Consider the following 26,797-nt stretch of genomic DNA (forward strand, 5'->3'; position numbering starts at 1 on the left):
CGCTGCCTGCAAGGCTGCAACACAGCGGAAGCGGCGTACATTACCGGTGATTGGCCAGATAGGAACGTACAAGCTCTTCAATCAGCTCATCGCGCTCCTTTTTACGGACCAGACTACGTGCGTTGTTGTGACGAGGAATGTATGCCGGGTCTCCAGAAATCAGATACCCAACAATCTGGTTGATCGGATTATACTCCTTATCGACCAATGCATCATATACCGTGAGAAGAATCTCTTTGGATGATGCTTCCTGTTCGTCACCTTTCACATTAAATTTAACCGTCTTATCCATGGAGTCCATTGATGACACCTCGCTCCTGCATGAACATGGGGACCATGTCCTGCCGAATTGATTTCTGTTTATATAATAACATATTCTGACTGCCACAAGTAAACAAAGGATAAGGCAATTGTGTTTTTTGCTTGTCCTTTACTGGCTAACCAGCGAAACCGCCAGTTTCAGCGCTTCATCCAGCTTGGTCGCATCCTTACCTCCGGCTTGCGCCATATCTGGACGTCCACCACCGCCACCGCCGCATACTGCTGCGACTTCTTTGACGATTTTACCAGCGTGTAGTCCTTGTTTTACTTGTTCAGCAGGTACAGCTACAACAAAATTCACTTTGCCGTCCGCTGGAGCACCCAATACGAGTACCGCGTTAGGCAATTTTACTTTCAACTCATCTGCCACTGTACGCAGCGCATCCATGTTCGGAGCATCTACGCGTGCTGCCAGCAATTGTGTATTTCCTGCTTGTACCACTTGATCCGTCAATTGACCCGCTTCCATGGCACTCAGCTTGCTTTGCAGGGATTCAGTCTCTCTGGCTGCTTCTTTCAGTTGTTGGTTCAGACCTTCAATCCGTTTAGGTACATCAGCCACATTGGCTTTGAGCAGTGCTGCTGATTGTTTGAGCAGTTCCAACTGGCTTTCCACATACAGATATGCGCCGCGGCCAGTTACAGCTTCGATCCGGCGTACGCCGGAGCCAATTCCGCTCTCGCTCACCAGTTTGAAGATTCCGATCTCTGAAGTATTATTTACGTGACAGCCGCCACAAAGTTCCAAACTGTAGTCTCCGACTTGAACGACACGCACAATATCTCCATATTTTTCACCAAACAGGGCCATCGCACCCATTTCTTTGGCTTCATCAATAGCTTTCAGCTCGATGTTCACGTTCAGACGATTCCAGATCTGTTCGTTCACCTGACGCTCAATCTCTGTCAACTCTTCCGGCGTAATGCTGCCGAAGTGAGAGAAGTCAAACCGCAGACGCTGTGGCTCAACGAGCGATCCCGCCTGATTTACGTGAGTTCCGAGCACATCTTTGAGTGCTTTGTGCAGCAAATGGGTAGCTGTATGGTTTTTGATAATGTCACCACGTTTGGCTGCATCTACTTCAGCACGGATAACTTCACCCACACGCAATTCACCGGACTCTACCGTCACCAGATGAACGTGTTGTCCCTGCGGAGCTTTGAACAAACCTTGTACTTTTGCTGTTACACCAGCACCTCGCAGCAAGCCCTGATCACTCACTTGACCGCCACTTTCCGCGTAGAACGGAGTTTTGTCCAGAACAACCTGACACGTTTGTCCTTCGCCTACAGATTCAACAAGGGCGTCACCAGCTACGATGGCTACCACTTTTGCTTCCGTCAACAGGTCAGTATAACCAACAAACTCACTTTTAACCTCCAGGTCAGCAAGTGGTCCGCCTTGAACTTTCATGCTCTCGTTCTCTTGACGCCCAGCACGTCCAAGCTCACGCTGTTTCTGCATGGAAGCATCAAAACCTTCACGGTCCACAGTCAGACCATGCTCTGCTGCATAATCTTCTGTCAGGTCAAACGGGAAACCGTACGTATCATACAGTTTGAAAGCTTCAGGTCCGCTAATAACTGTGCGTCCTTCGGATTTGGCTGTGCCGCTGATATCAGCCAGAATAGCCAGACCATCTGTGAGTGTTTCGTGGAAACGCTCTTCCTCGGTTTTGATCACTTTAGCGATGAACTCCTGTTTGTCTACTACCTCAGGGTAGTACATGCCCATTACTTCACCAACGGTTGTTGTCAGTTCATACAGGAATGGACGGTCAAGTCCAAGTACTTTTCCATAACGAACTGCACGGCGAAGCAAGCGACGGATGACATATCCGCGTCCTTCATTACTTGGCAGAACGCCATCACCTACTGCAAAAGCAACCGTACGGATATGATCGGCAATGACTTTCAGTGCAACATCAATCTCGACGCTGTCGTTATATTTCACACCCGCAAGAGCAGCTGTTCTCTGAATCATAGGTTGGAACAGGTCTGTGTCGAAGTTGGAATCCACATTTTGCAGAATGGAAGCAAAACGCTCCAAACCTGCACCTGTATCAATGTTTTTGTTAGGAAGCGGTGTGTAGCTACCATCTTTGTTATGGTTGAACTGGGAGAATACCAGGTTCCATACTTCCAGATAACGTTCGTTTTCCCCACCTGGATACATTTCAGGATCACTCATGTCGTTTCCGTAAGCTTCGCCGCGGTCATAGAAGATCTCGGTACAAGGTCCACATGGGCCTTCGCCGATATCCCAGAAGTTTTCATCCAATTTAATGATACGCTCAGCAGGCAGTCCTACTTTTTCGTTCCACAGTTTGAAAGCTTCTTCATCTTCTGGATATACCGTTACGGAAAGACGTTCCGGATCGAATCCGATCCACTCTTTGCTGGTCAAGAATTCCCACGCCCATGTTACGGTCTCTTCCTTGAAGTAATCTCCAATAGAGAAGTTGCCGAGCATTTCGAAGAACGTATGGTGACGACGGGTTTTACCAACATTCTCGATATCATTGGTACGGATACATTTTTGGGAGTTCGCAAGGCGCGGGTTCTCTGGCTTCTCACGTCCGTCAAAATAAGGTTTGAGCGGTGCCATACCCGCATTGATCCACAGAAGGGAAGGATCGTTGTGAGGCACGAGCGATGCGCTCGGCTCGATTTTGTGACCTTTACTTGCAAAAAATTCTATCCATTTGGACCGGATTTCACTGGCTTTCATACTGGATGCCCCCATTAAATTATAATAGTCCGTTGCGTATTCGCTCCGGTTGGTCAACATTTTTTTTTGTAAAAATAAACACAAAAAACGCCCCTGAATAATCAGGGACGATGTTATCGCGGTACCACCCTGGTTATTGCTGTTTATCCCTTGCTGCCCGGACAAACAAACAATCTCCTCGTTCATGCGAAATAACGGTCGCTCCCGGCAGGGTTGTCCTGCACTCCGAAATTAGCTTTCCGCCGCATCATCTTTCAAGACTCTTCCAGCCATCAGTTCAGGCTCACCCTGATCCGATGAAGTCTATTCTCTGAGGAAAGGAACCCTCGGCGTACTTTATTTCATCATCGATTTCATGTTCTCAACATACACACTCATTATATCGATAGCACAAGCGGGTGTCAACGCGGCCTCGTTGATGTTTTACCCCTGCTATTTAGTCGGTCCTTCGTTTGATGTAATAGGCAAAAAAGTGTTGCACAATCACCTTCAGCACGGCAAAAACAGGTACTGCCAGAATTAAACCTACAATGCCTGCCAATTCACCTCCGACGAGCAGTGCAAATATAATCGACAGTGGATGCAGATGCAACGTACGTCCCACCACCTGAGGAGAAATAACGTTGCTCTCCAACACTTGGCACAGTGTGTTCACAATGACAACAAGTAGCACCATTTTGAACGATACGGTTGATGCCATGACCACAGCAGGAGCAGCTCCAAGGAACGGCCCCAAGTAGGGTACAATGTTAAACACAGCTACAATGCTTGCAAGCAGCAGGGCATACGGCATATCAATGACGATATAACCAATGTAGGCAAAAATACCAACAATGACACAGACAATAAACTGTCCCCGAATGTAGTTCCCCAGTGCAGTATCGATCTCTTTCATCACCGAGACAATCGCTTTACGACGTGAACGCGGAAGATACGCCACAATGGTGCGCTCAAACACCTCAAAGTCTTTTAACATATAAAAGATCAGAAATGGCACGATAAACACATTGAATAACACATTAATCGTGGCCCCGATATTGTCCATGAGCACAGTAATTCCCTGAGTTAGTCGATCCTCCATCTGAAAAAACCAACTGTTCATGCCTGTTCGCACACTTGGCGGCATTAATTTGTGATCCATATTGTTCATCAGGCTCTGGGCACGCATGGACAGTTCCGGCATATGCTCGTTGAGTTCCCCCAGCTGTTCAATCAATACCGGAATGACATTCATCAGAATGACACCGAGGCAGGTCAGGAAAAAGGCATATATGAGTAGTACCGCAATCGTACGCGGCACCTTGCGCCCTCCCAGCATGCTGACAATCGGATTGAGTACATAGGATATAATAAGGGCTACGATAAAGGGTGCCAGCACTGTTTTCAGGAACGCATATATGTGAAGCAGTAAAGGCCGCAGCAGCCAGATAAAATATAAAATGATCAATCCGAGCAGCAGCCAGATCGCGTAACGGAACAGCTTGTTTTTGGTTAATTGCTCCACTTGCATCTCTCCTTTTGGACTGGCTCTGAGAGTCAGTATATGTAGGAAAGGTAATATTTATTAACACAGCCCAGAAGTGGAAAGGAGCAATCCGAACATTTTTTCTTAAATCCAAAAAACGCCCCCTTCATCAGAGAAGGAAGCGCATTTTGCTGCACGGGTTAGCATATAATCAACCATACACCAGCCGAACCACTATGTAACCGCATCTATATACATCTGCCAACAATTATCGACAGCCTCCCAGGACAGACATTGTCATGAAATCGCATATAGAGGAAGTTATCCTGCTTATTAAGAAGAAGCGTGAAGATGAGGGAAGTCTTGTGGCAGCTCGTCCCCGAAAAACAAATCATCCAGAGAACTCAGCGTACCGTCTTCTTCCACCTGATATACAGACATTTTCTCACCGTTCACCGTTAATTCGATAAAGCATCCCCAGCAATAAAACTGGTGGGAACCAATTTTCCCGATATCTTTGGAACTACAGTTTGGACATTTCATATTCATTCACCTATCCATTAACAGAATGAATGGCATTTTCCAAGCGTTGTTCACTCAGCGACGGCACCATAATGGCACTTTCCCCGATGGACATATCGCTTGTACATGGCAGCCATTTGCGGCCCTCGATCAGATCGGACACAAAACCGTCCGTAATTTCAATCCCTATTATTGTATTTCCCAACTCTTGGTCAAAATAAACATCGGAGACACGCCCAAGCAGCAAACCTTCTTCGGTGAGCACGGACATCTCCTTCAATTTAGACCGACCGAGGAGGTACGTGTATTTTATGTCGTCGGCTCCCGTCTTGCGGACAGCCTGTTGATTACGGATCATGACGGCATCTTCGCCGTAGGCAACGATATCTTGCCACTGCACGATTTTGACATGATTGGTAAACAGACCTTTGTTCTCAAGCTCAATGCCTTCGATCTCCCAATCATCATTCACAATGAAATCCTGGATTTTACCGACCTGCTTCCCGTCCTCAACATCAAAAACGGCAAGTCCGATCATTTCCTGAAGCTTCATCGCTGGGTCCCCCTCATCTTCTTATCATTAAATAGGCGCGGCGCTATTGCTAGGTATGCCCAAAGTTGATGAGTGGCAATCAGACGCCGATCATCAAAACCGCTTCTATCCAACCGATGAAATGGAACTTCTTCCCTCCTTCTGTTCCATGTGTAAAGTTCCCCTTAGGGTCTATTACGCAGTCGTCCAAGAATGGTTCCAATTTTTTCGGCGGTTATCATGATTTCTTCCGTAGTATTACCCAATCCCCAGCTAAATCGAATCGCAGAGTGTAAAAATGTTTCAGGCAATTTCATCGCTTTCAGCACATGAGAGACTTCAAGTGAACCGGAAGTGCAGGCAGAACCGCTTGCAACAGCAATCCCTTCCATATCCAGATTCATTAACATCGTCTCTGTGGACACTTCGGGAAAGCTGATATTCAGGATGTTTGGCAGCGTATGCTCCAGGTGTCCATTCACGTGAAAGTGCTCCGTCCCCACATGAATTTCAAGCTGTTCCAACAAAAGTTTACGCAATTCCGAATCATGCTGACGATGCGCCTCCGTCTGTGCTGATGCAATCTTGAGCGCCTCTGCAAATCCGGTAATACCTGCGATATTCTCCGTACCAGCGCGACGCTGACGCTCTTGCAACCCACCGTGAGCTCTTGCTTCCAGCACAATTCCTCGTCGTACATAGAGTGCGCCCACGCCCTGAGGTCCGTTGATTTTATGTGCAGAGAAGCTGATCAGATCCACAGGCAGTTCCTTACAGGAAATATTCTGGCTGCCCAGAGCCTGAACTGCATCGGTATGGAAAAGGATATTATGCTGACGGGCAAGCTCACCCACCTCGCGGATCGGCTGAATCGTGCCTACTTCATTGTTGGCATACATCATGGTGATTAACACCGTATCCGGTCGAATGGCCTCTCGCAACTCATCCAGATTTATTCGTCCATGACGATCAACAGATAGATAGGTTACTTCATAACCTTGCCGCTCTAATTCCTGACAGGTGTGCAAAACAGCATGGTGCTCAATTGCGGTCGTAATGACGTGTTTCCCCTTATCCTGTCTGGATGAGGCTGCTCCAAAGATTGCCAGATTGTCGCTCTCCGTGCCGCCTCCGGTGAATACCAGTTCGTCCGGGAAACAGCCCAAAGACGCCGCAATGACATCCCTTGCTCCGCTGACAGTCCGTTTGGCCTCACGCCCAAAGGCATGGATACTTGATGCATTGCCAAATTGTCCTGTCATGACGTTCATCATCGCTTCTGCGACTTGTGGATGCATAGGTGTCGATGCGGCGTGATCCAAATAAATTCGTTTCATTTATCTTCACCCCGTTATATGTTAAATTTCTATTTGATGGCAAACTGTCAAAATTGGAAACTGAAACGGATGCTCTATTGTCACATCTTCGTGTATAATGTTCTATATCCATTTCAAAAAGGAGAGAGAGACATGAGTGATCCCATTCTCGGGCAGATTCTGAATCAGCTTCAACAAATGGACAAACGATTCGACAGCATTGATGGACATCTTGGAAAAATAGACCACCGGCTTGATGCTATGGAAGAGAGGCTTGGTGCCGTAGAGAGCAGACTAGACACTGTCGATGACAGACTTAATGCTATTGAGGAACAAACTAAAAACATTCCGCTTCTTCATCAAGCTGTTCTGGAAACATTGACCGTTACGAAACGTCTTGACGCTTCCCAATCCGCCTCTGAACGCAAAGTAACTACCGAATTGAATACCCATCAGCACAGCATTGATATTTTGAATCGCCGTCAGTTACGCATGGAAGCTGATATAGAAACCTTAAAAAGTCGCTGATTTACAAGTGATCCAGTTAAGTTCACACTTGACCATCTTGTAAATCCCGCGGCTGAATACATAGCCCTGCTCAATTAAAATAATCTGTAGAAATTGAAGAACAAAGTACCCATTGGCATGTCTAAAGCCCCCAAGTTGGGGGCTTTATTGTGTCTTCTGTGATGCGAATTAGTGACCTTAAATGTAGAACATATAGCTATCTTTTTTGTCCTGATCCTGGAAGGTAATCAGGTCTTTCAGTGTTGTGGAATCCAATACTTCCGCAATCCCGTCACGAATACGCAACCACAGATCACGTTTCGCCGGATCATCTTCCTCCGTGAAGTCTACTGGAGAGATTGGCCCTTCCAGTACACGGATTACATCGCCTGCAGTCACGGTTGCAGGATCACCCGCAAGGATATAACCGCCGTAAGCACCTCTAATGCTTTTCACCAGTCCTGCATTACGCAGTGGAGCAATCAGTTGCTCCAAGTAATGCTCCGAGAGCTGGTTGCGCTCAGCAATGCTTTTAAGTGATGTAGGGCCTTCGCCTATTCTGGCAGCAAGCTCCATCATGATTGTGAGGCCGTAACGGCCTTTTGTCGATATTTTCAAAGGAGTCACCTCTTTCAATTTTCAGAAACGATTGGAAACTTTATATTTAATCCTATGGTCCATGACCGTATGTTTCACGATCTGTCCACAGCGGAGATGCATTGAGATTAGCATAAACCTTCTAATCCTCCGTATTCCGATCATAACCCTCAGCTAATGTTAACATATCTGCATGCTTTATGGAAAAGAAAGATTGACGATATTCCAAAATGTGCGTCTGTGGTGGACACTATCCAAAATTGGCCGGGTGTATCGTATCTTGAGTCCGGTTATGCTAGAATAAGAAACGAAACACATTTATATATAGAAATGGTGATAACGATGTCCAAAACAATTGAAAATACACGGGTCGTCGTTGGCATGTCCGGAGGTGTCGATTCTTCCGTTACCGCACTGCTGCTGAAAGAGCAAGGGTACGATGTCATCGGCATTTTCATGAAAAACTGGGATGACACCGACGAGTTCGGCCACTGTACCGCTGAAGAAGATTCAGAGGATGTACGCCGCGTATGTGAACAGATCGGCATTCCTTACTACACTGTCAACTTCGAGAAAGAATATTTTGATAAAGTATTTACCTATTTCCTTGATGAATATAAGTCGGGTCGCACGCCAAATCCGGATGTCATGTGTAATCGTGAGATCAAATTTGGTGAATTCCTGAACAAAGCTCTGGATCTCGGCGCAGATTATGTAGCTACAGGACACTATGCTCGCCTGATTGAAGAGGATGGCACACTCAAGTTGCTTCGTGGTGTGGACAACAATAAGGATCAAACGTATTTCCTTAACGCACTCAATCAGAACCAGCTGTCCAAAGCCATGTTCCCGATTGGTCATCTGCCCAAACCGGAAGTGCGCAAAATCGCAGAAGCGGCTGGTTTGTATACTGCCAAGAAAAAAGACAGTACAGGTGTCTGCTTCATCGGTGAGCGCAATTTCAAAGAGTTCCTGAGTAATTATCTTCCTGCCAAAGGCGGAGACATGGTTGATATCGCAACTGGTGAAGTCAAAGGCCGCCATGACGGTCTGATGTACTACACACTTGGACAGCGCCAAGGTCTTGGCATTGGTGGTTCCGGCAATGGTGAACCCTGGTTCGTTGCAGACAAGAACCTGGAGAAGAATCAACTGCTAGTTGTTCAGGGCGATGCCCATGCAAGCCTGTACTCCACAGGTCTAACCGCAACGGGTGTGAACTGGATTGCTGGTGCAGAGCACATGCCTAATGTGCCATACCGTTGTACTGCCAAATTCCGCTATCGTCAGCCGGATCAAGGTGTAACATTGACCTGGCAGGAAGATGGAAGTGTGGATGTACAATTTGACCAGCAGCAAAAAGCCATCACGCCAGGACAAGCCGTTGTTTTCTACGACGGAGAGGTCTGCCTGGGTGGGGGTACGATCGATCAGGTGCAAAAAGTACCTGTACCCGCAATGCAATAATAGAGCTTGTCCATTAAAATGCGGATTATACACAATACCGTGTATCCCTATAAAAAAAGCCGTCTTTCATGTATACAATGAAGGATGGCTTTTTTCCTGCTTATTTTTGCAAAAAAATTAAAAATAGTTCGTTATGCAGTCAACCAGACTCCTGCCCAGGCGGCCAACACCCCAACTAGAACCGAACTGACAACGTAGAGCGCCGCGCTTGCGTATCGTTGTCGACCCATAAGTCCTAACGTTTCATAGCCAAAGGTGGAGAATGTGGTATAAGCACCACAAAATCCGGTTCCCCAGATCACCCAGATTCCATCTGAGATCATTGCAGATTGATGCCACCCATATAACAGCCCAAGCAACAATGAACCACTGACGTTGATGATCCATGTTCCCCATGGAAAAGCCGTTCCCAGCAAGCCAGAGACCCATTTTCCCAGACTGTAACGCAGTACCGCACCCAGCACACCTGCAAAACCAATCCACAGGATCATGAGGCATCACCCTCTTGTCTTTGTGCTGCCAACATACGCTGTCCAAGGCTCATACCCAGCGCACAGAGCAACAACCCTGCCAACAGACTTACGATCATATAAATAGCGGCACTGATCCATTCGCCCCCTTCGGATAAACGAACAATATCCAGTATAAACGTGGAGAATGTCGTAAATGCGCCAGTAAAACCTGTACCAATCGCCAGTCGAAGTTGTGGTGTTATTTTGCCTGGAACAGCTATGGTAAAGAACCAACCCAAAAAAAGGCTACCCATCGCATTGATTAGCAGTACTGCCCAAGGGAACCCTCCGTGGACAGTTGGTATCGCTAACTGTATGGCATATCGGGTCAATGTACCAAGAAATCCGCCCGCCCCTATATACAAAAGCTCTTTCATGTTGTGTGCATCTCCCGAGTGATCTGTCTGTCTTACAGTTCTCTGCGCCGCTGTTGGTTCAGCCTGATCTTCGATTCGTTCCCCTGCTCCGTGGCCTCATAGAATACTCTCCGTGAGAGCTGCTTTGGCAAATATTCTTGTTTCACATAATGCCCAGGGTAATTGTGCGGATATTGATAGCCCTCATGTCCAAGCTCCACAGCACCCGAATAATGCGTATCCCGCAAGTGAAGCGGAACTTCTGCCGATTTCACCTCATCAATCGCGTTCATGGCTTTGGAAATGGCGGTGTACACCGCATTGGATTTTGGACTTTCGACCGCGAACAAAATCGCTTGTGCGATGTTCAGCTTGGCTTCGGGCCAGCCGTTATTCCGATACGCATCAAGTGCTCCAATGGCCTGGGTCATAGCTTGCGGGTTCGCAAGTCCAATGTCTTCACTGCTTGCTGCAATCAGGCGCCGAATGAAGGTCATCGGGTCCATGCCGAGCTTCTCCACCGCGTATAGAAACCAGAACAGCGCCGCATCACTGGAACCCCGAATACTCTTGTGAAATGCAGACAACACATCATACTGTGTGGATTCATCTGCCTTCACAATCGGTCGCCGAATAGACTCTTCTGCTACACCAAGCGTAATATGAATGGACCCATCCTTCTCCGGTGGCGTGGTCAACGCAGCCAGTTCAAGCGCATTAAGCGCACGCCGAATATCCCCGTTGGCCATCGTGGCAATATGTTCAAGCGCCTCATCGTCCGCCTGCAGCTCCATGAACCCCAGACCTTTGTCCGCATCACTCAATGCTCTGCGCATTGCAATTAGGGAATGATCCTTATTTAGCGATTCTAGCTGGAACAGAGTGGAACGGCTCATCAAGGCTCCATTGACATAATGAAAGGGATTCTCTGTTGTTGCGCCGATAAAAATAATCGTGCCCTTCTCTACCGCTGGCAATAGCGCATCCTGACGTGAACTGTTAAACCGATGTACCTCGTCGAGGAACAAAATGGTTTTCGTTCCATACAGCTGTTTGTTCGTTTGGGCCTGTTCGATGACTTCACGCACATCCTTGACGGAAGCTTCCACTGCATTCAGACGTACGAACTGTCCTTGCGTTTGCTGAGAAATAATATGTGCCAAGGTAGTCTTGCCACATCCCGGCGGGCCGTATAACAAGATTGACGAAATCTGATCAGCCTCGATGGCGCGCCGGAGTAATTTCCCTGGTCCAATAATATGTTCCTGTCCAATATATTCATCCAGATGCTCTGGCCGCAAGCGGTCCGCGAGCAGTCTAGCTTGTGGTTTTGAGTCCTGTTGAAATGAAAATAAATCCATTGCTCATCACTTCCTTAACGGATTGCCTTGCCTTGATTACAATACACCTCTGATGGTTCTCCACTCTCTATCATATCATACTCTCGCGGTAACATAGCCATAAATGCATGAAGTGCACTGCTGACAAAGGCATCCTTGCGAGTAATAAAATGAGTCATCATGCGATTCATACCTACGGGGAGTGTATGCGTGCGCAGTAATCCATTTTCGATCTGATGTCTAATCACAATCTCTGGTAATAAGGAAATTCCCATGCCGGACGTAACCCCACTAATAATCGCTTCAAGGGTTCCGAATTCCATAATTACTGGGCGGGTAACACCACCCACCTCTAACCATTCCTCCAAAACCTGACGATAGGAACACCCCATGCTGTAGACAAGAATGGGTTTACTCTTAAGATCTTCATCCGTAGGACCCATACCAGAATAGACAACAAATAGTTCCTCATCAAATACGGGAATAGAAACGATGTCGGGATGATCACAGGGACAACCAATGAAAGCCCCTTCCAATTCATACCCAATAACCTGATCCATAAGCATCTGCGAATTACCAGTAACCAGTGACAAGGAGACATCTGGATACTGTTTATAATATCTGACGAAAAGTTCAGGTAGTCGCACGGCCGCTGCGGTTTGTGTAGACCCTATTCGCATTGGACCCGATGGTGTGCTCGTCGCCCGAAGTGCCTTGGAAGCATCATTCAGCAAACCAATAATTTTATCTGCATAGGTCAGCAGCATCTCTCCGGCTGGAGATAACGTCATGCCTCGGTTATGACGAATGAACAACGTTGTACCTACTTCTGCTTCCAGATGCCGTATTCGTGCCGTTACGTTCGATTGAACATACCCCAATTTAGAAGCAGCTTTGGTCAGATTTCCTTCCTGTGCAACACACTGAAATATTCTAAGATCCCCGCTCTCCATAGTTCCCCCACTCTGACATCATTCAAAATGATATCCGCTTCATTACCAATCATTATACTTCATGTGTAAACCGGACTACAATTCATGTAGATCCCAAACCAGTCATCTGACTGGATAATGATAAGGAGTGTTCAGCATGACATACTGGAAAAATAGAGTTGCTCTGATCACAGGTGGCGGAACGGGTATAGGACGTGCTGTAAGTGAGTTGCTCGCTGAACGCGGAGCCTTGGTCGCTGTCAACTATTCCCGCTCACAAGATGCAGCAAACGAGACTGTTCAACACATTTTGGATACGGGAGGCCATGCATTCGCCGTTCAAGCTAATGTTGCCAATGATCTTAATGTCCGGCGGATGGTCACTACAATAACTGAAACCTATGGCCCGATCACTGCACTTGTAAATAACGCTGGAATCACGCACCATATCCCCATGCACGATCTGGAGTCTGTTACAGATGACATCTGGAATGAGCTGGTTGATGTGAATGTGAAAGGTATGTTTCATTGCGCTCGTGCAGTGACGGAAGGCATGAGACAGGCTGGCGGTGGTTCTATCGTGAATTTGGGCAGCATCGCAGGCAGTACGGGATCCGGTTCCTCCCTCCCTTACGCCGTCTCCAAAGCGGCCGTTCACGGTCTAACTTTATCACTTGCGCACGCACTCTCACCACACATTCGGGTGAATGCCGTCGTCCCTGGCGCAGTTGCTACAAGGTGGTGGGCTGGAAACGAGGAGCGAATGTATCGTCTCGGCGGAGAAGTGTTATTACAGCATATTGCCTCACCTGAAGATATCGCGCACATGATCTGTGCTGCGCTGGAACAGCAATCCATGACCGGGCAACTAATTACTGTAGATAGCGGACATACGTTATGAGCTCCAGTCATGATAAAGATTCCCGTATCATCAAACCATTGAAATATACACTATTGATCATTTTGACAACGCTAATCATGGGTACTTCTTTTCCCGTTGGCAAGATCGGCATGTTATATGCCCCACCTTTCCTGCTCATGGGCATACGTTATATACTGGCAGGTGGCTTGATGGCCTGGTTCCTTCGTAAACGTCCTTTGCCTACTGGATGGCAGTCTTGGTTGAAAATAATCCTCATTGGCCTGTTCCAATCCGCAGGAGTGATGGGCTGCGCCTACTACAGCATGAACTGGATTACATCCGGTGAATCCGCCATTATTACGTTTACCAATCCGCTACTGGTCATTATCCTTAGTGCTCTCTTATATAGAGTGACCTACCGTTTCAGTCAGTGGATCGGTGTTATACTCGGTTTCATCGGGATTATGTTAACCTTTGGAATACAAATGAGCTTTAGCCCCGGAACCTGGATTGGATTTGGTGGTGCGATCTCCTTTGCCGTGTCCACATTGCTCATCAAACGCTGGGGCAATGGCTACGATACTTTTGTCTTAACAGCCTATCAGATGCTTGCTGGAGGTGCTGCGTTGCTTCTACTGAGCGTATGGACTGAACAGCCTCACTTTATGGTCAATACCACCTCTGTTATGGCGCTGCTCTGGTTAACCCTTGTTTGCTCCATCATCCAGTTCTCACTCTGGTTTTATTTGCTGCAGAATAGTGACCCCGCCCAAACCAGTTCGTATCTGTTTCTGGCACCGTTCTTTGGTGTATTATCGAGTTGGATTTTACTAGGAGAACACGTTCATTGGTTTGCATTGGCAGGTGGTTTATTTATTGGTGTTGGCATATTCCTGGTGAACCGTCGCTCATCCAGAATGAGAAATAGCGTAACATAAACTTGAACTCCCCCATCGTTCTTCGTCGGAAGATTAAGCAATTCTCGTACAAAAGCAGAAAAAGGCATGCGCTTATGGGACTTTCCCATGGACGTCATGCCTTTTGTTGTAGAAGCAAACTTTATTTACCCAAGCTCAGGCCAACCCTGAATGGTTACAGGCTCGCCGTCCGGATTGTGTGTTGCAGCAGCATAGATCGGCAGTTCACCCTCGTGGAACAACCACAATTCGTGCAAGGCCCTTGTACAACCAACGTACAACAGCTTCGCATCACCTGCATTCGGCAGATAATGCTTCTGGTCTACGTCTGCCACAATAACGGCATCAAACTCTAACCCTTTGGACAGATAGACTGGTAAAACGGAGTGTCCACCCGTGTACTGCTTTTTGCCACCATCGATCAGATTCAGATCCCAGCCTGCGGCCTGCAGTTCACGATGAAGTTCCTCTGCTTCATGTAGTGTACGGGTCAGAATGGAGACGGTTCGGTAGTCTTTGACGGTTAACACCTTCAAAGCCTCTTCAAGACTCGCCGTCCGCCCTTCGCCTCCATAAGCCAACGTCCGAACCGGATCACCACTACGGAAAACAGGAATCGCAGTAATCCCGCTCTTGACGCCACGTTCCAGGATTGTATTGGCATAATCGATAATTTCCATCGTTGAACGATAACTTCGGGTCAATGCAAAGTATGCATTCTGTTCCTTAGGAAACAGAGAACTCATCTCTTCCCACGCATGAACACCACGGTACTCATGAATGCCTTGAGACAAGTCACCCAGTATGGTGAAGGAATGCCCTTTGACGAACTGATCCAATAACGCCACATGAAAAGGGGAAAAGTCCTGCGCTTCATCAATTACGACATGATCAAACCGCTCCGAACCCTCAATATCATGGACCAATGTATGAATGTATACCAATGCAGGCAGATCCTCTTCACGGACGATATCCTGTTTCAGATCTGCTGCCGTTTGTTTCATTACGCCTTTGGGGATAAGCCCGCTGAGCGAGGCTGGCACAGAACCACCCTTTGCAGCTTTGAACAGCTGTTTGTATAACGTAAGCGGCTCGTATTGAGGCCATTTTTTGGCATAAGCTTTCTCACGAGTAGACGCTTTTTTCTTGCGTTCTTTGCGTACAGCTTCTGGCATCGGTTTCTTAAGTTCCATCTCAATCCAGCGGTGAACCCGCGCCATGACCCGTTCTTTGCGTTTGGCCAGTGGATAATGTTTGTATTCCTCACCGAACCAGTTCTCGATCTCCGTCTTGCTGAGCACCTTACCATCCCATGGACTGAAGTCCATATCCGGTACGGAATCCGCTTCCATGCCCGACAGCCACTCTCGAATAAGCTTCATGAAACGGATCGATCCTTTGTAACGTCCAGGTACATTATCATCCAATTCAGGTCGTGCATCTGGTGTTTCGAACCAGGTGTTCAATGTATCCGACGTATTCGCCAAAGGCATCTCCAGCCCCAGCAAGTTCATCGCCCAATCCGGGAATGTCCGCTGTTGAATGTCCCCTACTCCAAGTTCCGGAAGCACATCAGAAATGTAGTCCAGGAACATATGGTTGGGTGCAAAAATAACCATTTTCTCCGCAGATACCTGCTCCTTATACTGATATAGCAAAAAGGCAAGCCGATGCAGGGCAACCGTCGTTTTCCCGGATCCAGCTACACCCTGAATGATCAATGCAGTGTTTCTCGCCGCACGAATAATCAGATCCTGCTCCGCTTGAATCGTAGATACGATATCACGCAGTTTGTTATCCTTGTTCTCTCCCAGACGATAAACGAGGAATTCATCAGATACCGCTGGCTGGTCGCTGTCACGGTTATATGTATCCGCCACACGTTCCAATATCCGCTGCCGAATGACAACGTTTCGTTTCAGATATACGAGACCTTCGATAAGCCCTTCCGGGGCTTCATACGTAGCGGAGGCTTCCCCTCCCGTAAATGAGTAAAACAGGCTTGCGACAGGAGCACGCCAGTCGATGACGAGCGGATGCTCTCCCACCTCTTCGCGGTCTACGCCGATTTTGCCAATATACAGCGGTTTCCGTGCACCACTGCCCTGTTCTTCGAAATCCAAGCGTCCGAAATAGGGTTGCTGCGCGCTCTTGGACAAGGCGGTGCGGCGCTCTTCGCGTCCAGCTTCCAGCACTTGTTCTGTGAAGTCGTGGCCGGTATACACCGGAATGTTCTGCAGTCGCTCCAGCTGACTGTCCACTTCCTCCATCGTTCGCTCTAACCTGTACTCTTCTTCTTGATAGGCACTTTGAAAGCTGTCTGACATGTTTCAGTTACCTCCTAAGAATATGTTTGCTCTGCATCGCCAATCACTGACGACGCAAAAGGATACCCACTATATCATATTGATGTGTAAAAAGCTACAGCAACCTGGGAATCTCATAAAAGAAAACCGTTGCTCACGCTCGTACTGAACGAATGAACAACGGTCTTAAGTTGAACTATTTTTGAACCTTATCTTTGAAAAACAGTTATCGATCTAGTTCTGACTTCAATCTTGCCCTTCCTGTGCCACAAACTGTTTCTGCGCTAATTCACGGTACACAGGATGATTGCTAATTAATTCCGTATGAGTTCCTGTTCCGGTAACATGTCCATGCTCCAATACAACAATCTGATCGGAATCCACCACTGTGGACAATCGGTGCGCGATCACGATCGTAGTTCTTCCTTCCATCAGGTTGGATAAAGCCTGTTGTACTTCATACTCTGAGGTACTGTCCAGACTGGATGTCGCTTCATCCAACATAAGAATATCCGGACTGCGCAGTAAGGCACGAGCAATAGCAATCCGCTGACGTTGGCCCCCGGATAACTTGATTCCCCTCTCGCCCACTTCCGTGTCATATCCCTGTGGCAACTTGTTGATAAAGTCGGCAGAATAAGCCATCTCAGCAGCTCGCCGGATCTCATCCATCGTGGCCTCACGACCTAATCCGTACGTGATGTTGTCTTTGATCGTACCCGCCATAAGCGGACTTTCCTGTGATACATACCCAATCTTGCTACGCCAGGAGGCTAAAGAATAATCCGTTATGGCTTGTCCCCCATATGAAATGTGGCCTGAATCGGGCATATAGAACTGCTCCATCAAAGAGAACAGTGTTGATTTGCCGCTACCGCTTGGACCGACAATCGCCGTCACTTTGCGTGTAGGTACCGTCAGATTGATACCGTGCAGCACTTCTTCTCCTGTGACATAGGAAAAGTGTACATCATGGAATGCAATCGTCTCATTTCCTTTTGGAGCTACCTTGGTGCTATCATGAGGTTCTTCCTCATCGGCAAGAATAGCTTGTATGCGCTCCGTAGCACCAACTACTTTTTGCAAACGGGAGTATAGCGTCGTGAATTGTCCCATTGGCATAATGACCTGGAACAACAGCAAAATGAACGCAACCAGTTCACCAGGCGACAGCAGTCCAGACGCTACGCGCATTCCCCCCACACCCAGAATAACGACCAATACCGCAGTCATGACAAATGTAAACAAGGGACCGATCAGCGCGAGGATACGTGCTTCCTGCAAGCCAAAAGCAAACATTTTACGAATCCGGGAATCTCCCGCTTCCACTTCCTGTTTCTCCGTACCGTAGGCTTTGACTAATCGGATCTCGCCAATAACCTGACTGAGCACTGATGTAAGACCTGCCATCTCGTCCTGTTGTTTCTTGGAGATCTTGTACATCTTCTTACCCACCGGCAACAGGATCAACAGCGTAAGTGGAACCAGACTCAGAATAATGAGCGACATCACCCAATCCAAATAGAACAGTAATGCCACACCACCCACAACGGCAACAATGTTGGATACAAAAGACACCAAATAATCTGCGATCAATGTCATGATCTGGCTTGTATCATTCGTAATCCGACTCATGGTATCGCCTGTACGATTACGATCAAAATACGGCATTCGCAGCGACAATACCTTGTTCCACAGCTTGGTGCGAAGTGTCGCGACCACGCGTTGTCCGGCGTAATTCAACATATAAATGCTAATACCCGAGGCAATCGCCTGAATCACAAATGCCCCAAGCAACAATAAAATCACAGATTTGTTCAGTGCCGAAGTGGTAAGTCCATCAATCAGACCTTTGGTCATCAATGGCACAATCAGCCCGGCCGTCGTTTGAATCAGAGTTAAAATGAGGGCCAGAATCAGGATAAGTTTTGGCGGGTTCGTGGAAGCGATAAGCTTGACGAAATCCTTAAATCCCTTTTTTCCTACCTTCGGTTCATTCTGCCCTGTTTGTTGCTGCTCTTCCATTCCCGTTCCTCCCGTTCTCCATCTGCTCACCAGAGATCATACGTATGAACTTACATGACGTTGCCTTTTGTTGTATAACACAGCCTTTACAAGACTCCATGCAACACAAAATTGGCTAAAAAGAGGATGGAAATGCCATACATAACCACAGGCATCTGTTTACCTTGACCTGCTGCCAGCTTCGCTAAGGGATAGGCAATAAATCCAAACGCCATACCGTCCACGATGCTATATGTAAATGGAATCATGACCATGATCAGAAATGCTGGAAATGCCTCTGTGAAGTCACCAAAATCCATATCTTTCACACCTTGTACCATCAGGCCACCAATAATGATCAAAATGGGCGCAATTGCACTGTCCGGAATGTAACCGAGGAGCGGGATGAAGAAAAAAGTAGCTCCGAATAACACGGCTGTAACGAGCGGAGTCAAACCTGTGCGACCGCCTGCTGCAATTCCGGCTGTAGTCTCGGCTGCAGCAACTGGAGGGCTGCTTCCGAATACGCCTGCCAATACGGTACTAATGGATAGTGCACGTAGACTTCCTTTGAACCGCTCTGGACGACCAATCATCTGTGTCTGAGCGGTAATTAATCCGATATTTTCGAACACCACAATTAGCAGTAGCAAAAATACCGCGATCCAGAATGCAACATCAGCCAGTTTCATCAAAGATAATTCGCCAAACAAGCCGCCGTATTGACGCAGCGCATCCATAGCTGATACGGACTCACCCGGGTTCACTGCACCAAGTACATAGGCAAGGCCTGTCCCGACCAGAATACTGATCAGAAGTCCACCCTGTACGTTCCGTATAAATAAAATCAAGGCTAGTACCAGCGTAACGCAGGCTGTAATGACATTAGGATCATTGAAATGCCCAATCGCGACAAACGTGGTCTGATGTGCGATAACGATTCCACTTTTTTGCAAACCGATAAATGTCAGAAACAAACCAATCCCGACCGTAATGCCATGCTGCAGATTTTTCGGGATCGCTTCGCTGATCATTTTGTATAGTGACGTAAACGCAACAATGGCAAACAGTATACCTGTAACGGTTACAACGGCCAGCGCTTCTTGCCAGCTTAATTTCATGGAATGTACAAGTGTATACGTGAAAAATGCATTAATCCCCATGCCAGGCACAACGATAATCGGTGATTTTCCGCCAAATGCCATGAGCAAACAGCCTGCAATGGACGTCAGCAGGGTTCCCACCATGGCCGCCTGCAAGGGCATACCGGCATCGGAAAGAATTGTAGCATTGACCATAACGATATAGACCACGGCAAAATAGGAAATGGCTCCCGCCACAATTTCCTTTTTCCACTGGTCTCCTGGCTCCATGCCAAGACGTCTGGTCATCCATCCGTGTTTCATTTCGTTCTATTCCCCTCTCTCTAGCCGCAAATTCATTATGTATGTATCATCATTTCGCGCAGCAGTGAATATCATACACGGTTTTGACTTTGAAGTACATGACGTAACTCTGACATTTATCTATGAATACAGTTCAGCTATCATAGACGATTGACGTCCCATCCGCTCCGCTCTTGCGAAGTATGATCACACACAAAAAGCGCAGATGCCTTATCAGCATCCACGCTTCTTCAGTTGGCAGCAAGTTACTGCTGCTTGTTCTCTACAATTTCTAACAAATCCTTAATCGCAACACTGACCATAATCAGTCCAGCTACCGGAGGCACAAAAGAGTTACTCGCAGGTGGCTGTTTGGCCTTACGAATTTCCGGAGCATTCTCGGGAACGATTTTTTGTGTTACGTCCTCACGCGGTTTCATCGGCTTTTCAGTCGAGAAGACCACTTTCACGCCTTTTTTGATGCCGTCTTTACGAAGTGTGGTACGCACAACACGGGCAATCGGGTCCATGGTCGTTTTCGAAATATCCGCAACCTGGAATTTCGTTGGATCCATTTTATTTGCCGCACCCATGCTGGAGATCATCGGAATTTTACGTTTCAGGCACTCTTTAATGAGATGGATTTTGTAGATAATCGTGTCGGATGCATCCAGCACATAATCCAGTTCATATTTGAACAATTCCTCATACGTTTCTTCCGTGTAAAACATATTCAGGGCAATCGCATCACATTCCGGATTGATCAGTTTCACACGTTCCACCATCAGATCCGCTTTTTTCTGCCCTACTGTCGTGGTCAGCGCATGAATCTGGCGGTTAATGTTGGTGATGTCCACAACGTCTTTATCAATCAGGATGATGCGACCTACACCGCTGCGGGCAAGAGCTTCTACAGCAATTCCACCTACACCGCCAATACCGAGCACGGCTACTGTACTATTCTTCAATGTGTTCAGACCTTCAGGTCCGATCGCAAGTTCTGTTCTTGAAAATTGATGGAGCATTGAGAATCGATGCCTCCTTATTTCTTTTCCGCTACCGGTTTACGGGCTACACGGATGTGAAGTTGTTCCAATTGAGAATCATCCACTTCGGAAGGTGCATTCATGAGCAGATCCGTTGCACTTGCCGTTTTCGGGAAGGCAATCGTTTCACGCAGATTCGTGCGGCCCGCCAGCAACATCACAAGACGGTCCAGACCAAAGGCAATACCACCATGCGGTGGAGTTCCATATTCGAATGCTTCCAACAGATAGCCGAATTTCTCATTCGCTACTTCTGGTGAGAGTCCAAGGGCAGCAAACATCTTCTCTTGAACATCACGTTTGTAGATACGCATCGAACCGCCACCTACTTCATAACCATTGAGAACAAGGTCATAGGCTTGAGCGCGGATTGCACCCGGATCAGTGTCAAAGAGATGTACATCTTCGTCTTTTGGACGAGTGAACGGATGGTGTTCTGCCACATAACGTTTCGCATCTTCATCATATCCGAGGAGTGGGAAGTCCACAACCCAAGCAAATTTGAATTTGCTGTCATCAATCAGACCCAGTTGACGGCCGATTTTCAGACGCAAAGCGCCCAGAACGTCAGCAACCACTTTTTTCGTGTCCGCGGAGAAGAGCAGCAAGTCGCCATCTTCAGCACCTGTACGTTCTTTGACAGCTTCGATTTCTTCAGGCGTGAAGAACTTCACGATTGGCCCTTTGAACTCGCCGTCTTTCACTTGAATCCAAGCCAGACCTTTCGCACCGTAACGTGCAGCAAATGGTCCGAGATCATCGATCTCTTTACGACTCCATGTGCCACAGCCTTTAGCGTTCAGCACTTTCACTTCTCCACCTTTTTCGATGACAGAAGCAAATACTTTTACACCGCTGTTTGCTACGATATCGTTCATTTCAACCAGTTCCATACCAAAGCGCAGATCTGGTTTGTCTGAACCGTATTTACCCATTGCATCTGCATACGTAATCCGTTGGAAAGGCAGTTCCAGCTCAATACCTTTGGTTTCACGCAGCAATTTGGCCATCAGTTCTTCCATCATTGGCAGCAGGTCATCCTGTTGCAAGAAAGAAGTCTCGATGTCGACTTGAGTGAATTCTGGTTGACGGTCTGCACGCAGATCCTCATCCCGGAAACAACGAGCGATCTGATAATAACGCTCAACGCCACCCACCATCAGCAATTGTTTGTAGATTTGTGGGGATTGTGGCAAGGCGAAGAATTCACCTTCATGCACACGGCTCGGTACGAGATAATCACGCGCACCTTCCGGGGAGCTCTTAGTCAGGATCGGTGTTTCCACTTCAACGAACTCTTCTCCATCCAAGTAGTCACGGAACACTTTAGATGCTTTGGAACGCAGTTTCAATGTTTCAAACATTTCCGGACGACGCAGATCCAGGTAACGATATTTCAAACGAAGGGATTCATCAACTTCGACACCATCTTCAATGAAGAATGGAGGTGTTTTTGCCGCGTTCAGCACTTCGATTTCTGTAATTTGAACTTCAATTTCGCCTGTAGGCAGGTTTTTGTTAACTGTTTCTGCATCACGTTTAACAACTTTACCCGTTACAGCGATAACATACTCACTACGTACGCGATCTGCGATTTGCAGAGCTTCACCGGAATAAGCCGGGTTAAAGACAACTTGTACAATCCCGCTGCGATCACGCAGATCGATGAAGAGTACGCCCCCCAAGTCACGGCGGGTCTGAACCCAACCGTTCAATGTTACTGTTTCACCGATGTGTGCGGGTGTTAATGCGCCGCAATGATGACTTCTTTTCATAACCAAACTCCTCATTATGTGAATTTCCGTTCTGTATGGGCAGTTAGTACCTGCTCTTCAACAGTCCGGTTACGTGTAGACCATGTATTCGAAAAGGCATGTTACCTCTGGCTCGCCAACTTCCGCTTAATTTGGAAACGTCGGTGAACCTCAGTACTTTTGCCGGATCAATTGTTTTACTTGAATGTTTAAGACTTAATGTAAAACTCCGTGCTTATTTACCTTCGCGAATTGCCGCTACCAGATCATCAAGCTTCACGGTTTGTTGCTCACCCGTATCCATCGACTTGAGGGCGATCTCACCACGCTCCAGCTCGTCATCACCAAGGATGGCAGTGTAGCGGGATTTGAAACGGTCAGCTGATTTCATCTGTGCTTTCATCTTGCGGCCCAGATAATCACGTTCCCCAGACAGTCCAGACTGACGAAGTTTGAACAACAGACGGTTCACTTCACGATCAGCAGCCTCTCCCAGAGCAACAAAGTATACATCCAGTGGAGCCAGCGTAGTAACCTCAATGTTTTGGTGCTCCAGAATCAATTGAATACGTTCCAGACCAATACCGAAGCCGATGCCCGGCTGATCAGGTCCGCCGATATCTCCAACGAGACCATTGTATCGACCACCGCCGCCAACGGTATCAATTGCTCCAATACCTTGGGCTTTTAATTCAAACGCAGTCAGCGTGTAATAATCCAAGCCCCGTACCAGACGATTATTCACAGCATAATCTACGCCGAAATCATCCAGGTATGCCTGCAGCTTAGCAAAGTGATTCAAAGACTCTTCATCCAAGCTATCCAGTATGGACGGTGCCCCAACGAATTTGTCCTGATCGACCTTGCAGTCGAGCACACGCAGCGGATTACGCTCCATGCGGGACTGGCAGTCCTTGCACAGGCTGTCTTTCATCGGTCTGAGGAACCCAAGTAACGTCTCGCGATATTCTGCACGGCTGGTCGAGTTACCAACGGAGTTGATCTCCACTTTGACATCCTTCAAGCCGAGCTCTACACACAACTGGTAGCCCAGTGCGATCACTTCGGCATCAATCGCCGGGTCCAGCGCACCGATGGCTTCTACACCAAACTGGTGGAACTGACGCTGACGGCCTGCCTGCGGACGCTCGTACCGGAACATCGGACCGATGTAATAGAGCTTGCTCACATCCGGTTCGCCGTAGATTTTATTCTCTACATACGCACGGACAACACCCGCTGTTCCCTCTGGACGAAGAGTCATGCTGCGATTGCCTTTGTCATCAAAGGTATACATTTCTTTCTCAACGATATCGGTAGTCTCTCCAACACCGCGTACAAATAAAGAAGTCTGTTCGAAGATCGGTGTACGAATCTCACGGTAATTAAACCGTCGACACAGATCTCGTGCTTTTTCTTCTACGTACTGCCATTTCTCGACAACTCCAGGCAGTAAGTCCTGCGTTCCAGTCGGTTTTTGAAAAGCCATCTTGATCCCTCCAGCATTGATTTTTCTCTAAAAGTAAAAAAATTCTACACGTGATCACTGCGCGGGCAGAACAACCTTACAATCGCTGTTATCCCCAGATTTTTTGAATTAATTTTATAATGTGGAAATCCGGTGATAAAGGCGAACGCTTCGCTTTTACAGGTTTTTTCTGCCCTCTCCGTTTTCGTGTATTTCTTTTAAATCAACTTATATAACAAAAAAATCCCTCGCCCTGTCGCTGTGTATACAGCAAACAAAGGGACGAGAGATTGTGTAATATACATTCACCCGTGGTACCACCCACATTCCGGAAACCTGACACTTTAGCCGTTCAGGTGATCTCTGATGATTCAGGTTTGCCCAAGGCATTCTGATCAAGCAGATATTCCGCTCTACGTGTAACGCACGTCCTGCGCAGGCCAGCTACTGGTCAACAGATCATCTCTGCTGTGTTCGCCGTCTGTTCTCGGGGAAGTCATTCGTCCGCTCATCAAGAGAATCCTTACAGCCTTGGGATTCCTCTCTGGTCATGTGGGCACGGAGTACTTGGTCCCGTCATCAAATCAGTAATATAGTTCAAAAATCGACTTGTATTGACTGTAGTCAACGTATTATTTTCTGATTGTAATGAACCGCAGTGCTAAAGTCAAGAGTAACACGAAAAGATAGCTCTAGAAAATTTTGCTCACACGCAGCATGGTATGAGGAGTCCACAGAAAATATGGCTAGTAGAAGCTGGATTCATCATATGAATTCCAACTTCTATTCGCTTCTTATTCCTCTATTGTTGCAGCATCCACTTCAACAGATCCGGCGCGCTCGCCCATAAACGGGAATGCATAATGACATATTCAATCGCTTCGTCGGAGTCGCCCATTCCGACAAAGTCAGGGAGGTTATGCGGCAGCCGTTTCAAACCCAACAGGTAATCAGGCACATGTTTGTTCACACCCCGGGCCACACGGTACAGCATTTTGAGCTGGGAGGTGATTCCGTTTTTCTTATACTCCAGAATGATCTTGTCATAGGCAAAGGCCGTTGCGGCGTCACCTCTTCCATACTCCTCCAGCAATTGCTCTGCCTGATCCAATTGGTTTCTGTACAAATACACAGCAGCGAGCAGGTAACGTGCTCCGGTATTGTCTTCCGTATTAAGCTCTAGCATATGCTCCAGGATCTGTGCTGCTTCTTTTGTATCTCCACCAAACCAGCAGGATTCGGCATAACTTTTACATATCCGGATATAGGGACGAGTCTCATGAAGCCCCCAGAAGTCCCCTTTGTTCTCCTCAAAGAACAGTTCGCCCAGTTCACGTTTGCCAGCAGCGATTCCTTCCTTGAGGTAAGATCGTGCATCATTCTCATTGTCCGATTCCTCAGCTAGAATAAGATACGCATCAGAGCTGTCAGGATACATCTCCAGCGCTGTTTCCGCCAGATGTACTCTCCGTTTGGAAGAGCTCGCTTCCCTCGCCTTAGACAGCAGAGCCTGTGCTTTGTCTTTCGATGTGCCTGGACCGTTCAGCATCAATAGCTCGTCCGTTTCACCGCCCATGCCGTATTCTTCGATGTAACTATTCATCTCCTTAACCTTCCGGGAGATCGTGCCTGTCGTTACCTCATATTTATCAGCGAGCTCAGCCTTTGAGACATTGAAGCCGTATTCCTCGGACAGCAAATACTCAATTGCAGCAGAAAACGAGCCTGTCTTCTTCACAGTAGGGCGGGTCTGACGGGAGTAGCCGTTCCATAACACCAGAGCTTCCAAAATTACCTCTGGCTCGTATTGGTTCCTCATGTTCTCAATAGTCTGCAGGGCCAGCTGTTCGTGAGCCGGGTGCTCCCATTTCAAATCGCTTGCCACCATCTTTTTCAGCTTGGTCAAGGTCAGTTTGCTCTCAGGCAGAATGGAGGCTTCCCGAACCGGTTGCTTCGTTGATATTATCCCCAGTATGGATTCTACAGCAGAGGACTCCTTGTTCAGACAACATTTCTTATATTTTTTCCCACTACCGCATGGGCATAAATCATTTCTTCCAACCTTACTCAAAACTAATTCCCCCTTAAATCTGTCTCTAGCCATTCGCATGAGAACTCTGTTGCTTTAGCATTGTAGGTGTCATTTCTCAAACGAGGCATTCTATATAACTTTCAAATTCCATCGATCAAGCAGAAACGGCTGCCCTGTACTTATATAAAAAAGGTGGGGCCGTTTCAGCGAGTATATGTTCATCTGGAATATGACGGATCACTCTGGCGATGAGTTCCTCATACTCTCTGTCATAGGATTGGATTCGCCTGAACCCAATCGCTGGAGCTAGATTTACCGTCCAATGTAGCCCAACTATGAAAACAATTCGCTGTAGAATATATAAACCCATCTCTCTATTCTAGCAAAAATTGAATAAAGGGGTAAGCTCTGCCCAAAACATACAC

22 protein-coding genes are annotated in these 26,797 nt (G+C 47.4%); 4 read left to right on the forward strand and 18 right to left on the reverse strand.

Going from position 1 to position 26,797, the window contains the following annotated elements:
* Window positions 1–40: 40 nt before the first annotated feature.
* The 6 genes from MKZ13_RS23955 to MKZ13_RS23980 form a co-directional block, all read right to left on the reverse strand.
* Entirely contained in the window at window positions 41–301 is a 261-nt protein-coding gene (locus tag MKZ13_RS23955; RefSeq protein WP_036616950.1) for an IreB family regulatory phosphoprotein, read from the reverse strand.
* A 129-nt stretch (window positions 302–430) separates the two neighbouring features.
* Window positions 431–3,052 carry an alanine--tRNA ligase gene (gene alaS / locus MKZ13_RS23960; RefSeq protein ID WP_339178785.1) on the reverse strand — a complete coding sequence of 874 codons (2,622 nt, stop codon included), beginning with the start codon at window positions 3,050–3,052 and terminating at the stop codon, window positions 431–433.
* A 436-nt stretch (window positions 3,053–3,488) separates the two neighbouring features.
* On the reverse strand, window positions 3,489–4,556 hold the full coding sequence (locus tag MKZ13_RS23965; protein WP_076212453.1) for an AI-2E family transporter: 1,068 nt from the start codon (window positions 4,554–4,556) through the stop codon (window positions 3,489–3,491).
* 294 nt (window positions 4,557–4,850) lie between these two features.
* Window positions 4,851–5,060, reverse strand: a complete 210-nt coding sequence (locus MKZ13_RS23970) for a hypothetical protein (RefSeq protein ID WP_017686815.1) — start codon at window positions 5,058–5,060, stop codon at window positions 4,851–4,853.
* A 10-nt stretch (window positions 5,061–5,070) separates the two neighbouring features.
* On the reverse strand, window positions 5,071–5,592 hold the full coding sequence (locus tag MKZ13_RS23975; protein WP_017686814.1) for a PRC-barrel domain-containing protein: 522 nt from the start codon (window positions 5,590–5,592) through the stop codon (window positions 5,071–5,073).
* Between the two features lie 164 nt (window positions 5,593–5,756).
* The gene (locus MKZ13_RS23980) at window positions 5,757–6,908 is read right to left on the reverse strand and encodes a cysteine desulfurase family protein (RefSeq protein WP_339178788.1); all 1,152 of its coding nucleotides are present in this window, start codon (window positions 6,906–6,908) and stop codon (window positions 5,757–5,759) included.
* Between the two features lie 132 nt (window positions 6,909–7,040).
* On the opposite strand from MKZ13_RS23980, the gene MKZ13_RS23985 reads away from it, so the two are divergent.
* Window positions 7,041–7,415, forward strand: a complete 375-nt coding sequence (locus MKZ13_RS23985; protein ID WP_339178791.1) for a hypothetical protein — start codon at window positions 7,041–7,043, stop codon at window positions 7,413–7,415.
* A gap of 177 nt (window positions 7,416–7,592) precedes the next feature.
* On the opposite strand, the gene MKZ13_RS23990 is transcribed toward MKZ13_RS23985, so the two are convergent.
* Window positions 7,593–8,012: an Rrf2 family transcriptional regulator gene (locus MKZ13_RS23990; RefSeq protein ID WP_017686811.1), complete on the reverse strand. Its 420-nt coding sequence runs from the start codon at window positions 8,010–8,012 to the stop codon at window positions 7,593–7,595.
* Between the two features lie 321 nt (window positions 8,013–8,333).
* On the opposite strand from MKZ13_RS23990, the gene mnmA reads away from it, so the two are divergent.
* A complete protein-coding gene (gene mnmA, locus MKZ13_RS23995; protein WP_036616942.1) occupies window positions 8,334–9,458 on the forward strand; it encodes a tRNA 2-thiouridine(34) synthase MnmA in 1,125 nt (374 codons plus the stop codon).
* 131 nt (window positions 9,459–9,589) lie between these two features.
* Here mnmA and crcB read toward each other — a convergent pair whose 3' ends face one another.
* Genes crcB through MKZ13_RS24015 form a run of 4 tightly spaced genes read right to left on the reverse strand, consistent with a single transcriptional unit; the run spans window position 9,590 to window position 12,619 of the window.
* Window positions 9,590–9,949, reverse strand: a complete 360-nt coding sequence (crcB, locus tag MKZ13_RS24000; protein WP_339178794.1) for a fluoride efflux transporter CrcB — start codon at window positions 9,947–9,949, stop codon at window positions 9,590–9,592.
* Window positions 9,946–10,347 (reverse strand): CrcB family protein, encoded by a 402-nt coding sequence (locus MKZ13_RS24005; protein ID WP_339178797.1) that lies wholly within the window; start codon window positions 10,345–10,347, stop codon window positions 9,946–9,948. The genes crcB and MKZ13_RS24005 overlap by 4 nt, the downstream gene beginning before the upstream one ends.
* A gap of 32 nt (window positions 10,348–10,379) precedes the next feature.
* Window positions 10,380–11,687: a replication-associated recombination protein A gene (locus MKZ13_RS24010; RefSeq protein WP_339178798.1), complete on the reverse strand. Its 1,308-nt coding sequence runs from the start codon at window positions 11,685–11,687 to the stop codon at window positions 10,380–10,382.
* 14 nt (window positions 11,688–11,701) lie between these two features.
* Window positions 11,702–12,619, reverse strand: a complete 918-nt coding sequence (locus MKZ13_RS24015) for a LysR family transcriptional regulator (RefSeq protein ID WP_339178799.1) — start codon at window positions 12,617–12,619, stop codon at window positions 11,702–11,704.
* A gap of 136 nt (window positions 12,620–12,755) precedes the next feature.
* On the opposite strand from MKZ13_RS24015, the gene MKZ13_RS24020 reads away from it, so the two are divergent.
* Together MKZ13_RS24020 and MKZ13_RS24025 are read left to right on the forward strand one after the other, a co-directional pair.
* Window positions 12,756–13,499: an SDR family NAD(P)-dependent oxidoreductase gene (locus MKZ13_RS24020; protein ID WP_339178801.1), complete on the forward strand. Its 744-nt coding sequence runs from the start codon at window positions 12,756–12,758 to the stop codon at window positions 13,497–13,499.
* On the forward strand, window positions 13,496–14,398 hold the full coding sequence (locus tag MKZ13_RS24025) for an EamA family transporter (RefSeq protein ID WP_339178804.1): 903 nt from the start codon (window positions 13,496–13,498) through the stop codon (window positions 14,396–14,398). Before MKZ13_RS24020 ends, MKZ13_RS24025 begins: the two co-directional genes overlap by 4 nt.
* Before the next feature lie 125 nt (window positions 14,399–14,523).
* Here MKZ13_RS24025 and MKZ13_RS24030 read toward each other — a convergent pair whose 3' ends face one another.
* From MKZ13_RS24030 to MKZ13_RS24060, 7 genes are all read right to left on the reverse strand, one after another.
* Complete coding sequence (locus MKZ13_RS24030; protein ID WP_339178806.1) at window positions 14,524–16,704, reverse strand: UvrD-helicase domain-containing protein; 2,181 nt, start codon at window positions 16,702–16,704, stop codon at window positions 14,524–14,526.
* A 225-nt stretch (window positions 16,705–16,929) separates the two neighbouring features.
* Window positions 16,930–18,708, reverse strand: coding sequence for an ABC transporter ATP-binding protein (locus MKZ13_RS24035; protein WP_339178808.1), 1,779 nt, complete (start codon window positions 18,706–18,708; stop codon window positions 16,930–16,932).
* An 86-nt stretch (window positions 18,709–18,794) separates the two neighbouring features.
* Window positions 18,795–20,093, reverse strand: a complete 1,299-nt coding sequence (locus tag MKZ13_RS24040) for an NCS2 family permease (RefSeq protein ID WP_339178811.1) — start codon at window positions 20,091–20,093, stop codon at window positions 18,795–18,797.
* A 245-nt stretch (window positions 20,094–20,338) separates the two neighbouring features.
* Entirely contained in the window at window positions 20,339–21,097 is a 759-nt protein-coding gene (locus tag MKZ13_RS24045) for a tRNA threonylcarbamoyladenosine dehydratase (RefSeq protein ID WP_339178813.1), read from the reverse strand.
* A 17-nt stretch (window positions 21,098–21,114) separates the two neighbouring features.
* A complete protein-coding gene (gene aspS, locus MKZ13_RS24050) occupies window positions 21,115–22,893 on the reverse strand; it encodes an aspartate--tRNA ligase (protein WP_076329184.1) in 1,779 nt (592 codons plus the stop codon).
* Between the two features lie 214 nt (window positions 22,894–23,107).
* Window positions 23,108–24,361 (reverse strand): histidine--tRNA ligase, encoded by a 1,254-nt coding sequence (hisS, locus tag MKZ13_RS24055; protein ID WP_017686789.1) that lies wholly within the window; start codon window positions 24,359–24,361, stop codon window positions 23,108–23,110.
* Between the two features lie 781 nt (window positions 24,362–25,142).
* On the reverse strand, window positions 25,143–26,411 hold the full coding sequence (locus MKZ13_RS24060) for an SEC-C metal-binding domain-containing protein (protein WP_339178817.1): 1,269 nt from the start codon (window positions 26,409–26,411) through the stop codon (window positions 25,143–25,145).
* Window positions 26,412–26,797: the final 386 nt, after the last annotated feature.

The organism is Paenibacillus sp. FSL R5-0701, assembly GCF_037973995.1.
Lineage (GTDB): Bacteria > Bacillota > Bacilli > Paenibacillales > Paenibacillaceae > Paenibacillus.